13 protein-coding genes and 1 pseudogene are annotated in these 12,993 nt (G+C 48.4%); all 14 read left to right on the forward strand.

The annotated features are described in order from the left end of the window. Nucleotides 1-125 (forward strand): annotated as a pseudogene (locus AC9UEP_RS00005) (translation elongation factor Ts); the annotation flags it as partial. Between the two features lie 46 nt (nucleotides 126-171). After that, the gene (gene pyrH, locus AC9UEP_RS00010) at nucleotides 172-894 is read left to right on the forward strand and encodes a UMP kinase (protein WP_509542863.1); all 723 of its coding nucleotides are present in this window, start codon (nucleotides 172-174) and stop codon (nucleotides 892-894) included. A 28-nt stretch (nucleotides 895-922) separates the two neighbouring features. Next, nucleotides 923-1,486 (forward strand): ribosome recycling factor, encoded by a 564-nt coding sequence (gene frr / locus AC9UEP_RS00015; RefSeq protein WP_509542864.1) that lies wholly within the window; start codon nucleotides 923-925, stop codon nucleotides 1,484-1,486. Between the two features lie 23 nt (nucleotides 1,487-1,509). Further along, on the forward strand, nucleotides 1,510-2,370 hold the full coding sequence (locus tag AC9UEP_RS00020; RefSeq protein ID WP_509542866.1) for a phosphatidate cytidylyltransferase: 861 nt from the start codon (nucleotides 1,510-1,512) through the stop codon (nucleotides 2,368-2,370). After that, nucleotides 2,367-3,488, forward strand: coding sequence for a dual-specificity RNA methyltransferase RlmN (gene rlmN / locus AC9UEP_RS00025; RefSeq protein ID WP_509542867.1), 1,122 nt, complete (start codon nucleotides 2,367-2,369; stop codon nucleotides 3,486-3,488). The genes AC9UEP_RS00020 and rlmN overlap by 4 nt, the downstream gene beginning before the upstream one ends. A 13-nt stretch (nucleotides 3,489-3,501) precedes the next feature. Continuing rightward, nucleotides 3,502-3,972, forward strand: a complete 471-nt coding sequence (locus AC9UEP_RS00030) for a DinB family protein (protein ID WP_509542869.1) — start codon at nucleotides 3,502-3,504, stop codon at nucleotides 3,970-3,972. Nucleotides 3,973-3,975: 3 nt separating this feature from the next. After that, on the forward strand, nucleotides 3,976-5,403 hold the full coding sequence (locus tag AC9UEP_RS00035; protein ID WP_509542871.1) for a gamma-aminobutyraldehyde dehydrogenase: 1,428 nt from the start codon (nucleotides 3,976-3,978) through the stop codon (nucleotides 5,401-5,403). Between the two features lie 134 nt (nucleotides 5,404-5,537). Then, complete coding sequence (locus tag AC9UEP_RS00040) at nucleotides 5,538-6,704, forward strand: ABC transporter substrate-binding protein (RefSeq protein ID WP_509542872.1); 1,167 nt, start codon at nucleotides 5,538-5,540, stop codon at nucleotides 6,702-6,704. Beyond that, nucleotides 6,705-7,856 carry an ABC transporter ATP-binding protein gene (locus AC9UEP_RS00045; protein ID WP_509542874.1) on the forward strand — a complete coding sequence of 384 codons (1,152 nt, stop codon included), beginning with the start codon at nucleotides 6,705-6,707 and terminating at the stop codon, nucleotides 7,854-7,856. Next, nucleotides 7,853-8,701: an ABC transporter permease gene (locus AC9UEP_RS00050; RefSeq protein ID WP_509542876.1), complete on the forward strand. Its 849-nt coding sequence runs from the start codon at nucleotides 7,853-7,855 to the stop codon at nucleotides 8,699-8,701. The genes AC9UEP_RS00045 and AC9UEP_RS00050 overlap by 4 nt, the downstream gene beginning before the upstream one ends. Further along, entirely contained in the window at nucleotides 8,698-9,492 is a 795-nt protein-coding gene (locus AC9UEP_RS00055) for an ABC transporter permease (RefSeq protein WP_509542878.1), read from the forward strand. Before AC9UEP_RS00050 ends, AC9UEP_RS00055 begins: the two co-directional genes overlap by 4 nt. Continuing rightward, complete coding sequence (gene dxr, locus AC9UEP_RS00060) at nucleotides 9,489-10,637, forward strand: 1-deoxy-D-xylulose-5-phosphate reductoisomerase (RefSeq protein ID WP_509542879.1); 1,149 nt, start codon at nucleotides 9,489-9,491, stop codon at nucleotides 10,635-10,637. Before AC9UEP_RS00055 ends, dxr begins: the two co-directional genes overlap by 4 nt. Continuing rightward, nucleotides 10,637-11,776: a M50 family metallopeptidase gene (locus tag AC9UEP_RS00065; protein WP_509542881.1), complete on the forward strand. Its 1,140-nt coding sequence runs from the start codon at nucleotides 10,637-10,639 to the stop codon at nucleotides 11,774-11,776. The genes dxr and AC9UEP_RS00065 overlap by 1 nt, the downstream gene beginning before the upstream one ends. Nucleotides 11,777-11,832: 56 nt before the next feature. Further along, nucleotides 11,833-12,984, forward strand: coding sequence for a flavodoxin-dependent (E)-4-hydroxy-3-methylbut-2-enyl-diphosphate synthase (gene ispG / locus AC9UEP_RS00070; RefSeq protein WP_509542883.1), 1,152 nt, complete (start codon nucleotides 11,833-11,835; stop codon nucleotides 12,982-12,984). Nucleotides 12,985-12,993 lie beyond the last annotated feature (9 nt).

Raw genomic sequence — 12,993 nt, forward strand, 5'->3', positions numbered from 1 at the left:
TTGTGAAGGAAGTTTCACTCATCGAGCAGGCTTTTGCTAAGGATGCCAAGAAGACCGTGAAGCAGATCCTCGATGAGGCAGGAACCGCCGTCAAGGCCTTCCACCGTTTCCGCGTAGGTCAGTAAACTAAATCTCAAGGATTTAAAACGAAGTAGAGCGAGGGGAGCACCAATGCCAGGTACAAGAGGAACGTATCAGCGGGTGCTCCTTAAGCTTTCTGGCGAAGTTTTCGGAGGTAAGAAGGGCATCGGTGTTGATCCCGATGTCTTGGCAGATGTTGCAAAACAGATTGCCGACGTTGTTCGAAGCGGAATTCAAGTAGCCATTGTTGTCGGTGGCGGTAATTTCTTCCGGGGCGCTGAACTATCTGAGCGGGGCATGGAGCGCTCAAGGGCTGACTACATGGGAATGCTCGGCACAGTGATGAACTGTTTAGCACTGCAAGATTTCCTTGAAAAAGAGGGCGTTGATACTCGCGTTCAAACAGCTATTGCGATGGGTCAAGTTGCTGAGCCATATGTTCCACGCCGCGCCATTCGTCACCTGGAAAAGGGGCGGGTTGTGATTTTTGGTGCAGGTGCCGGAATGCCGTTCTTCACAACAGATACTGTTGCCGCTCAGCGCGCACTAGAAATCGGAGCTGGCGCACTCTTGCTCGCAAAATCTGGCGTCGATGGCGTATATAACGCAGATCCACGTAATGATAAGAGCGCAAAAATGTTTGACACTATTTCATATGACGAGGTCTTGCAAAAGTCACTGGCGGTAGCTGATGCTGCCGCATTTAGCTTATGTCGCGAGAACCACCTACCTATCGTGGTCTTTGACTTGATGACCAATGGAAATATTGGCCGCGCAGTACGTGGTGAAAAGATTGGAACTCTCGTTTCTTAGAACGAGAGATACATAAGGAGTACAGACCATGGCAGATGTAACCAGCGCTCTTTCTGAGGCGACAGATAAAATGAATAAGGCAGTTGAAGTGGCCAAAGATGACTTTGGCGCTATTCGCACAGGTCGCACTCACCCTGCCATGTTTAACAAGATCATGGTCGATTACTACGGAACCTACACTCCACTTTCACAACTTGCATCAATTCAGATCCCTGAATCACGGATGGCGATCATCTCTCCCTTTGATAAAGGAGCAAGTGCCTCAATTGAAAAAGCAATCCGGGAATCAGATCTAGGCGTTAACCCCGCATCTGATGGCGCAGTTATTCGTGTTAGCTTTCCGCAGTTAACGGAAGAACGCCGTAAGGATTACATCAAGGTGGCAAAGACCAAGGCAGAAGATTCAAAGATTTCAGTACGCAACATCCGCCGCACCGCGAAAGAGCTGATGGAGAAGTTAGAAAAAGATGGCAATATCGGAAAAGATGATTTAAGTCGTGGTGAAAAAGAACTTGAGAAGATCACATCAGATCATGTGGCCAAGATTGACGACCTTTTAAAGCACAAGGAGGCTGAGCTTCTAGAAGTCTAAGACTTCACCGAGGTTCACTTACCGTGTCTGATTTACATTCGATTAACGAGGCAATTAATAAGCGCGCTGGTCGAAAACTTGGACCCTCAATTCTTGTCAGTCTCGGAATTCTTCTCCTTGTTTGGTTATCACTTTCTACCTACCGAGTTCTATTTGCAGTTCTAGTTACTGGCGCAGTCATTCTCGGAATCCGTGAGATCAATCGCGCCTTTACCGCTGTCGATATTCACATTCCACTCTGGTCGCTAACTACCGCCTCGATTGCACTTTGTGCATCAACCTGGTTTGGTGGAGTATCTGGTTTAGCTGTTGCTACCGCAATCTCCTTCCCGGCACTTCTTGTTCTTCTCTTGCCGCGCGGTACCGAAAACTTCGTCAAAACCGCTTCCGCTTCAGCACTTGCCTTGATCTATCTGCCATTTCTTGCAGGATTTCTCATTCTTCTAGCTCGCCCCTATAACGGACTTGAGCGCGTGATGACCTTCGTCATTCTGGTTTCATGCAACGACACCTTTGCCTATCTGACCGGCGTTCTGATTGGTAAGCATCCACTTGCACCGAAGATCAGCCCTAAGAAAACTATTGAAGGTTCTATCGGTTCACTTATTTTCACCATTCTTGGTGGTTCACTCGCTTTTCACTACATCATGGATTCAGATTGGTGGCTAGGTGCAGCCGCAGGTGTACTTACTGTATTTGCGGCAACTGCTGGCGATCTCATTGAATCTGCGTTAAAACGAGATGTTGCCATTAAAGATATGGGAACTCTTCTGCCTGGACATGGGGGAGTGATGGATCGCCTAGATTCTGTTCTCTTTGCTGCCCCTGCCTTGTGGCTCGCACTTGAAATTGTGCGCCGCGCACAAGACTCAGGGCTGTTATGACAACTAATTCAGAGTTGAAATTGGTTTTTGATGAACCAGTTCAACGCAAAAAAGCACCCAAGCATCTTGCAGATTTTGCACCAGCAGATCGCAAGGCATGGGCAAAGGAACTTGGCTTCCAACCATTTCGCGCTGCTCAAGTAGCAACTCACTACTTCACTCATCTTTCAAATACACCCGAAGATTGGTCTGATATCCCAGCGGCTGAACGGCAAGTGATTGCAGATGCACTGACCCCCAAGCTGATTGAACTAGTCACCACTCGCACGACAGACGGCGGAATGACTCGGAAAGACTTGTGGAAGCTCCACGATGGCGTGCTCGTTGAATCAGTCTTAATGCGCTACACCGATCGCACAACAGTCTGTATTTCATCGCAAGCCGGATGTGGCATGAACTGTCCATTCTGCGCTACGGGCCAAGCTGGTCTTACCCGCAATTTATCGGCCGCAGAAATTACCGACCAAATAGTTGCAGCAGCTCGTGCCTGTGCCAATGGTGAGCTGCCAGGAGGACCCACAAGACTTTCCAATATTGTCTTTATGGGAATGGGTGAACCACTGGCCAACTACAACTCAGTTGTGCGCACACTTCGCAACATTACAGATGCAAACCCTGATGGGCTCGGAATCTCTGCTCGTTCAGTAGTTGTCTCTACCGTTGGCCTTGTTCCAGGAATCGAAAAGTTGACGGATGAAGGAATTAACTGCACCTTAGCTGTTTCACTTCACACACCTGATGATGAACTCCGCGATTCACTCGTTCCGATTAATAATCGGTTTAATGTTCGCGAAGTACTTGCAGCAGCCGATGCCTATGAGAAGAAGACGGGCCGCCGCTACTCGATTGAGTACGCACTTATCCGCGATATCAACGATCAATCTTGGCGTTCAGATTTATTAGGAAGATTGCTTAAGAATCGAAATGCTCACGTGAATTTGATTCCGCTGAATCCAACCCCCGGATCTAAGTGGACCGCTTCCAGGCGGGAAGATGAAGCTGAATTTGTGCGAATTCTTGAGTCCTACGGTGTTCCGGTAACGGTCCGTGATACTAGAGGTCGTGAGATTGATGGGGCATGTGGTCAATTGGCTGCTAGCGAGAAGGAAAAGATTTAACTAGTATCTCTATATGGAGATGAAGGAAGCCGCAGCGGCATATGGAGCTGCAACACAGTATTTTCTTAATTTAGCGAGGGCAATCACCCCAGATTTGATGGATGTGCACGCAGAAAATGAATGGTCTGCTCGCCAATGTATTCATCACATGGCAGATTCTGAAGCACAGTCTTATGCCCGCTTGCGCAGGCTCATTGCAGAGCCAGAAGGTTCAATCATTCAGGGTTATGACGAATCGGCATGGGCTAATGAAGTAAAGCTTGGTTATGTCGCTGCTCCAGTTGAAAATGCAATTGCTGTTTATGCGGCCGTTCGGGCAAGTTCACTGGATTTAGTTAAGCGCTTAGAAGAAAGCGATCTCGATAAATTTGGTGAGCATAGCGAGTCCGGTAAATTCACTGTGGCTAGATGGCTAGAGGCATATACCAAGCATCCATATGATCATGGTGATCAGATGGTTAGGGCAACGAAGGGTCAGGCATAAGAAGTGAAGAAGTTACAGAATTTTATCAATGGTAAATCAGTTGATAGTGCATCGGGTGAAGTCACCACCCTAATTAATCCGGCAACTGCTCAGCCTTTTGCCACGGCACCGAAGTCCAATTCTGCAGATATTGATAAGGCGATGAAGGCGGCCAGTAGCGCTTTTCTTGATTGGCGAGATTCCACACCCTCTGAGCGCCAGAAAGCTTTGCTCAAGATTGCTGATGCAATTGAATCTAGAGCTGATGAGTTTGTTGCTATTGAGTCAGAGAACTGTGGCAAGCCAGTGGGGCTCACCGCTTCGGAAGAAGTTCCACCGATGGTCGATCAGATTCGCTTCTTTGCCGGTGCTGCACGTAATTTAGAGGGTAAATCAGCTGGTGAATATATGAAGGGGATGACCTCTTTTGTACGCCGCGAGCCTATTGGGGTGTGTGCACAAGTAACTCCGTGGAATTACCCAATGATGATGGCGGTCTGGAAATGGGCACCAGCTATTGCTGCCGGAAATACTGTTGTGCTTAAGCCAAGTGATACCACACCGGCATCCACAGTATTTATGGCACAGATCATGAGTGAGTTCTTACCTGATGGTGTTATTAATGTTGTTACCGGAGAGCGCGAAACAGGTGCGCTACTAGTAGACCATGCAACACCTGCCATGGTCTCTATTACCGGTTCGGTGCGGGCGGGTATGGAAGTTGCAGCAGGTGCGGCAAAGTCACTCAAGCGCGTTCACCTAGAACTCGGTGGCAAAGCCCCCGTTGTTGTCTTTAACGATGCCGACTTAGCGGCGGCGGCAGAAGGAATTGCGATCGCAGGATTTTTTAATGCGGGACAAGATTGCACCGCAGCCACTCGTGTCTTGGTGCAAGCCGGTGTCTATGACGAGCTGGTTAAATTATTAGCTGATCAAGCAACAAATCACATTGCTATGGGTATGCCTTCAGAAGATGTCTTGGTGGGTCCGGTTAATAATAAGAACCAATTCGATCGCGTCAGTGGCTTTATCGCTCGCGTGCCATCACATGCTCGGGTAGTGGCAGGGGGAGCGCCCACTAATTTAGCTGGCTACTTCATCTCACCTACTGTGATTGCTGACCTCAAGCAGGGCGATGAGTTGATTCAATCTGAAATCTTTGGGCCGGTGATTACGATTCAGAAGTTTGCCGATGAAGCTGAGGCGGTGGCAATGGCCAATGGTGTTGATTACGGCCTGGCATCTTCGGTCTGGACCAGAGACCACGGGCGAGCGATGCGGATGGCTAAGGCCTTTGACTTCGGATGTGTCTGGATTAATACCCACATCCCGCTGGTGGCGGAAATGCCACATGGTGGTTTCAAGCGCAGTGGATATGGCAAGGATCTCTCCAGCTATGGCTTTGAGGATTACACCCGCATCAAGCACGTGATGAGCAACCTCAACGCTTAAGCATCAGGGGCTTAAATCGGGTGAGAAAATCACCAAAAATTAACCGATTTATATTTGGCCTAGGGGGCAAAGAGTTACATAATGGGCCCTGCTAAACCGTCCCTTATTCCGGCAATTCAAAAGGAGCCTCAACCATGGCTAAAAAACTGCTATCTCCAGAAGCACGTTCAATAATCAATTCTAAAGTTTCGCGTCGCGCTGTTTTAGCTGGCGCTGGCGCAGTAGCTGGTGCAAGTGCGCTCGCTGCATGTGGTTCCGGTGGTGGATCTTCTGAGAACGCCATTCGTTGGGGCAACTGGCCGCTCTACCTCGATGTTGATGACTCAGGTAAGAACTATCCAACGCTGCAGGCATTTATAAAAGAGAGTGGCATTGATGTTAAGTATCTTGAAGATTACAACGATAACGATGAGTTCTTTGGAAAAGTTCAAGCACAGCTTAAGTTAAAGAAAGATATTGGATATGACCTAGTCTGCCCAACAGATTGGATGGCTGGCCGCTGGATTCGCCTTGGCTATGCGCAGAAGTTTGATTCCGCAAATATTCCAAATAAGAGCAATATCGTCGACACACTTGCCGCACCTTCTTATGATGCAAACCGCGATTACTCACTTACCTGGCAAGGCATCATGGGTGGTTTTGGTTGGAACACCACCAAGAATCCAAAAGGCATTCGAACCCTTGATGATCTCTTCTCTCCAGCTAATAAAGGAAAGATTGTGGTGCTCTCTGAAATGCGCGACACCATCGGAATCATCTTGATGGCGCAAGGTGTCAACCTACAGACAGTGACCGAAGCACAGTTTATGAATGGCGTTGACTTCCTAGCGCAGAAGATTGCTGATGGTTGGATTCGCGGAGTTAAGGGCAACGAATACGCAGAAGATCTCACCTCCGGTGATGCAACTGCTGTTATTGGCTGGTCTGGTGATATGTTTATTCTGAAGTCAGAAAATGAAGGAAAGTTTGACTTTGCCATCCCAGAGTCAGGCGGAACTATCTCTGGCGATAATATGTTAATTCCATCAACTGCATCGGCTGAAGCCAAGGCGAGCGCTGAAAAGCTTATTAATTACTATTACGAGCCAGCAGTTGCCGCAGAAGTTGCGGCATATGTGAATTACTTCTGTCCGGTCAAGGGCGCACAAGCTGAGATGGAGAAGATTGATCCAGATTTAGCATCCAGTGAGTTCATCTTCCCAACTGCTAAGACCATGGCCAACCTTTCGGTATTTCGTGCTCTTACTCCAACTGAAGAGACAACCTGGACTGAAGCTTTCCAGAAGGCTGCCGGCAACTAAGTGTCAGATGCGGCAAGTTCTGCGCGAGGAGATCTAGGGCTCTCACACCTGACAAAGAGTTACGGTGATTTCACGGCCGTTAATGATTTGTCCTTGATCATTCCTAAGGGCTCTTTCTTTGCACTCCTTGGACCATCCGGATGTGGAAAGACAACGACGCTTCGCATGATTGCCGGCCTGGAGGAACCTACGCAAGGAACTATCTCACTGGGTGCTACCGACATTACTTACACCAAGCCGTATCAACGCCCGATCAATACCGTCTTTCAGAACTACGCCCTCTTTCCACACCTGACTATCTTTGAAAACATTGCCTTCGGCCTTCGCCGTCGCGGTATTAAAGATGTCGATGATGCGGTCAATAAGGCGTTAGATCTAGTGGAACTTCCACATCTTGCCCAACGCAAACCAACTCAGTTATCTGGCGGACAACAACAGCGCATCGCACTTGCTCGCGCAATTGTGAACCGGCCGGCGCTGCTTCTGCTTGATGAACCACTGGGCGCACTTGATCTTAAGCTCCGTCGTCAGATGCAGATTGAACTCAAGTGGATTCAAAAAGAAGTGGGAATTACCTTCGTGCACGTTACTCACGATCAGGAAGAAGCTATGACCATGGCTGACACCATCGCGGTGATGAACGAGGGCGAAATTGAGCAGATGGGATCTCCGGCATCACTCTATGACAATCCCAAGACTGCATTTGTGGCTAACTTTCTTGGGCAATCAAACCTGATTAAAGGAACTATCACTGGCTCCGATGGAGCTAACCAAATTGTTGATCTATTTGGTCAGAAGATTTCACTGCAGAAAGATCGCTCACACGCAGTTGATAACTCAATCTTGGCAGGCATCAGACCAGAGAAGTTCCGTATTTCACGTCTTGAAACATCAACTTCGGGAAATATTCTTACCGGTGGCAAAATTGAAGATGTTTCCTATATCGGCGTTTCTACTCAGTACCAAGTTCTGATGCCGTGGGGACAAGAGCTGATGGTCTTTGAACAAAACGATGATGGCGTTGCACCATTTAGTGTGGGTGAGAACGTGAACATCTCGTGGGAGCCTGTCTTTACCTTCGCCCTACGTGGCGATGATGATGCCGAAGCAGGAACTGAAGTAAATCCTGAAGAGGATTTAGAAGAAGAATGAAAAAGATCAGCACCCCGTATCTCCTGTTAATTCCGGGGATGGGGTTCCTCTTCATCTTCTTCATCCTTCCCTTATTTAATCTTGCTCAGACTTCTACCCAGACTCCAGTGGGTGGGGGAGATACAGGTCAGTACGAACAGACCTGGCGCTTTGCTAATTACTTCGATGCCTTTGTGGAAAATAGAGAGCAATTTGGTCGCTCATTTCTATATGCCCTAATTGCTACCGTTCTTGCGCTAGCAATTGCTTACCCACTTGCCTACACCATTGCCTTTAAGGGTGGAAAATTTAAGAATGTCATGCTGGTACTCGTCATCGCGCCGTTCTTTACCTCCTTCCTCCTTCGCACCATTGCTTGGAAACAAATACTTGGTGAAGAAGGCTTTGTAGTTCCCACACTTCGATCGCTGCAGATCATCTCCGAGAGCACGACTCTTACCTCCAGCGCCTTTGCGGTGGTGATGGGTATGACCTATAACTTCTTGCCTTTTATGACCTTGCCGCTCTATGCCTCCATTGATCGCATCGACCCGCGCACCCTTGAAGCATCAGGTGATCTCTATGCCAATGGCTTTACTACTTTCCGCCGCGTGACCCTTCCGCTATCAATGCCAGGAGTTGTTGCCGGAACGCTTTTGACATTTATTCCAGCAGCTGGTGATTATGTGAATGCGGCAATTCTGGGTAGCCCGCAGACAAAGATGCTGGGCAATGTGATTGAGTCCAGATACTTTAGAATTGTTGATTACCCAACGGCTTCGGCGCTCTCATTTACGCTCATGATCTCGATCTTGATCCTGGTTACCGTCTATGTTCGCAAAGCTGGAACCGAGGAGCTGGTATGAACACACTCTCTCGCTGGTTTGGCCGCAACTTACTGCGCATCTACGCCGTGGTTGCCTTTACCTACCTATTTATTCCAGTTGCCTACACATTTGCCTTCTCATTTAATGACTCTGGCAAGAGCAATCTCATCTGGAAGGGTTTTACCTGGGCTAATTGGCAGAATCCGTGTGGTGCACCTGAAGTATGTAATGCGCTAGGAAATTCAATCAAGATCGGTTTACTTGCCACAATCTTTTCCACAATCCTAGGAACAATGATTGCTTTTGCAATTGGTCGCCATAAATTTAAGGGTCGTTCATCAACGAACCTACTTATCTTCCTTCCTATGGCAACCCCCGAGATTGTTCTAGGAGCTTCACTGCTCTCACTCTTCCTGGTCTTTCAAATAAATCCAGGCTTCTGGCCGACAGTCATTGCCCATGTTCTTTTCTGTATGTCATTCGTTGTTGTCACAGTCAAAGCTCGTATTGCGAGTTTAGATCCACGGCTAGAACAAGCGGCGATGGATCTCTATGCAAATGAACGCGAGACATTTCGCAGAGTGACTCTGCCGTTGGTAGCTCCAGGAATCGCGGCGGCTGCGCTGTTGGCTTTTAGTCTTTCCTTTGATGATTTCATTATTACCAACTTCAACTCCGGCACCATGACAACTTTCCCCAAGTTCATCTATACATCTGCCGCCCGCGGAATTCCGGCACAAGCCAATGTGATTGGTTCAGCTATGTTCTTCCTCGCACTTGCCATTGTGATTGTTGGGCAACTAGTTACACGTAAACGCAAAGTTTCATGACCCGCGAACTTGTCATCCTGGGATCCACGGGCTCAATCGGCGGTCAGGCGCTGGAGATAGTTGAGGCTAATCCAGCGCTCCTTACCGTGGTTGCTATTACTTCGGCCGGAACTCATCCGCAGCTAGTCATTGATCAGGCGAAGAAGTTTGCGGTGAAGCTTGTGGGAGTTACTAAGAATGCGCAAATAATTCGTGAGGCACTTCCTGGAGCTCAAGTCATTGATGGCCCCCATGCATCTACTGAGATAGCGGCAATCACCTGCGATGTAGTTCTCAACGCCATTACCGGCTCTATCGGTTTAGCCCCCACACTTGCCGCCCTGAAAGCGGGCAATCGCGTTGCGCTAGCAAATAAAGAATCACTTGTTGCCGGTGGAGATTTAGTGATTGCGCACGCTAAAGCTGATCAGATTCTCCCGGTTGATTCTGAGCATTCTGCAATCTGGCAAGCGCTGATGGGCGAAAAGAAATCTGAAATATCTAAGTTAGTTCTCACCGCAAGCGGTGGTCCATTTCGCAATCGCACCGATTTATCAACTGTGACTTTGCAAGAAGCACTTGCACATCCCACATGGACGATGGGACCGGTTGTGACAATTAATTCAGCATCCCTGATGAATAAGGGGTTAGAGATTATTGAGGCGCATTATCTATTTGGTGTTGCCTACTCTCAGATAGAGGCAGTAATCCACCCACAATCTGTGGTGCACTCCATGGTTGAATTTGTCGATGGTTCAACTATCGCGCAAGCATCGCCACCAAATATGAAGGGGCCAATTTCGTTGGCGCTCAGCCATCCGCATCGCGTTGCTCATGCAACGAAGCCAATCGACTGGAGCACTTCTCACACTTGGAGTTTTGCTCCCATTGATGAGAGTCGTTTTCCAGCGGTGGCACTTGCTCGCACTTGCGGTGAAATTGGGGGAGGACTCCCAGCAATTTTTAATGCATCCAATGAGGTTGCCGTACAAGCATTTATTGATGGGCAGATCTCATTTACTGACATTTTTAAGATTGTCAGTCAGAGCGTGGATCACCTTCGGTCAGCTGCGGCTAAAACTCTGCGCGATTTGGAAGATGTCAGTGCGGCAGAAGATGATGCTCGTAGCAAGGCCAGTGAATTAGTCAAGAAGGGAGCGCTCTGATGAAGGTACTTGGAATATTAGCTTTTGCAGTTGCGCTACTTCTCTCTGTCATGGTGCACGAATTCGGGCACTACCTCACTGCCAAGAAATTTAATATGAAGGTCACTGAATTCTTCCTAGGGTTTGGTACCAAGTTGTGGTCCTTTAGAAAGGGCGAGACCGAGTTTGGCGTGAAAGCGATTCCGGCCGGTGGCTACTGTCGCATCGAGGGTATGACGCCAAGTGACCAGATGCCGGCAGGTGAGGAGTCACGAGCATTCTTTACCGCTTCATCAGGCAAGAAACTGATTGTTTTAGGTGCAGGATCTTTTGCCCATTTCTTGATTGGTTTCCTGCTCATCTTCTCCATCTTCTTTGGAGTTGGTTACACCGCACTCCTGTCTAACGTTGCCCAAGTTTCTCCCAACTCTGCCGCCTCTGAGGCAGGCTTTCTGGCAGGGGATAAAATCATTGAAGTAGATGGCCAGATTGTTAAGGATTGGTATCTTGATTCGCGCAAGATTGCAGAGTCGCAAGGGCAGCAGATGCGATTTACCATCAATCGCGCAGGTGAAATCCTCACTCTCACAGCCAGACCCCAATACCTGCAAGACCAGAAGCGGTATGTGCTTGGTGTGGTTACAGAAATAGGTACTAAACGCGAAAGTTTTATACCCGCGATAACTGGTTCAGCTCGCGCAACAGCTACCCTGACTAAAGAATCAGTTAAATCTCTCTTTGCTCTTCCTTCTAAGGTGCCACAACTTATTCGCCAAACATTTATGGGCGAAGAGCGCAATCCTGATGGACTGGTCGGAATAGTCGGTGCGGCCCGAGTATCTGGCGATGCGGTGAGCTCTCAGAAACTTAATAGCAATGAACGGGTATCCACCTTCATCCTTATCGTTGCCAGTTTAAATATTTTTGTCGGTCTCTTTAACTTACTGCCATTTCTGCCACTCGATGGTGGTCATATGGCCATTGCTATTGCCGATGAATTCCGCGCCCTCTTTGCACGTATTCGCAAGCAGCCTCGTCCGGCGGGCATCGATGTCAATGTCATGACACCAATCACTATGGCCGTCTTTGGCGTCTTAGCTGTGCTGACGTTAATACTTCTTGTGGCAGATATCATCAATCCAATATCACTCAACTTCTAGCGCACACCACTCACCACCAAGAGCAAGATTGTGCAAGATAGGGCAGAATAAGCAGCATGGTTGATCTCGGAATTCCAAGTGCTCCACCACCAACGCTGCACCCGCGTCGCAAGACCCGTCAGCTCAAAGTTGGCTCGGTTGGAGTTGGGTCCGAATCACAAGTGAGCGTGCAATCGATGTGCACCACCCTTACCTCTGATGTAGATGCAACTTTGCAGCAGATTGCAGAGCTCACAGCGTCTGGTTGCCAGATTGTTCGAGTAGCCGTGCCTTCGCAAGATGATGCTGATGCACTGGCACAGATTGCCAAGAAATCTCAGATTCCAGTGATTGCCGATATTCATTTTCAACCAAAATATATATTTGCCGCAATCGATGCCGGCTGCGCTGCAGTGCGTGTGAACCCTGGCAATATCAAGCAATTCGATGACAAGGTCAAAGAGGTTGCAAAGGCGGCAGGAGATGCTGGCATTCCAATTCGTATTGGTGTAAACGCTGGTTCGTTAGATCCACGACTACTTGCAAAATATGGGAAGGCAACTCCGGAGGCCCTTGCTGAATCAGCGCTCTGGGAAGCATCACTATTTGAAGAGCATGGCTTTGGTGATATCAAGATTTCGGTGAAGCATCATGATCCGGTCACAATGGTTAATGCCTATCGAATTCTTGCCGCCAAATGTGATTACCCGTTACACCTCGGGGTCACAGAAGCCGGTCCAATCTTTCAAGGAACAATTAAGTCGGCAACTGCATTTGGAATTTTGCTAGCCGAAGGTATCGGCGACACTATTCGCGTCTCACTATCTGCTCCTCCTGTGGAGGAAGTGAAGGTCGGAATTTCTATCCTTGAATCACTTAACTTGCGTCAGCGTAAACTTGAAATTGTTTCGTGCCCATCATGTGGTCGCGCTCAAGTGGATGTCTATACCTTGGCTGAGAAAGTACAAGCAGGTTTGCAAGGAATGACAGTTCCACTGCGTGTTGCGGTCATGGGTTGCGTCGTCAACGGTCCTGGCGAAGCTCGCGAAGCAGACCTTGGTGTGGCATCTGGAAATGGAAAAGGTCAGATCTTTGTGAAGGGTCAAGTCATTAAGACAGTGCCAGAAGCACAGATTGTTGAAACTCTGATTGAAGAAGCGATGCGCTTAGCCGAAGAGATGGAAGCCGCCGGCGTTGCATCAGGAGTACCTTCCGTCACTACTTCGTAATCCTCCGGT

This window comes from Candidatus Planktophila sp., assembly GCF_040402315.1.
Classification (GTDB): Bacteria; Actinomycetota; Actinomycetes; order Nanopelagicales; family Nanopelagicaceae; genus Planktophila.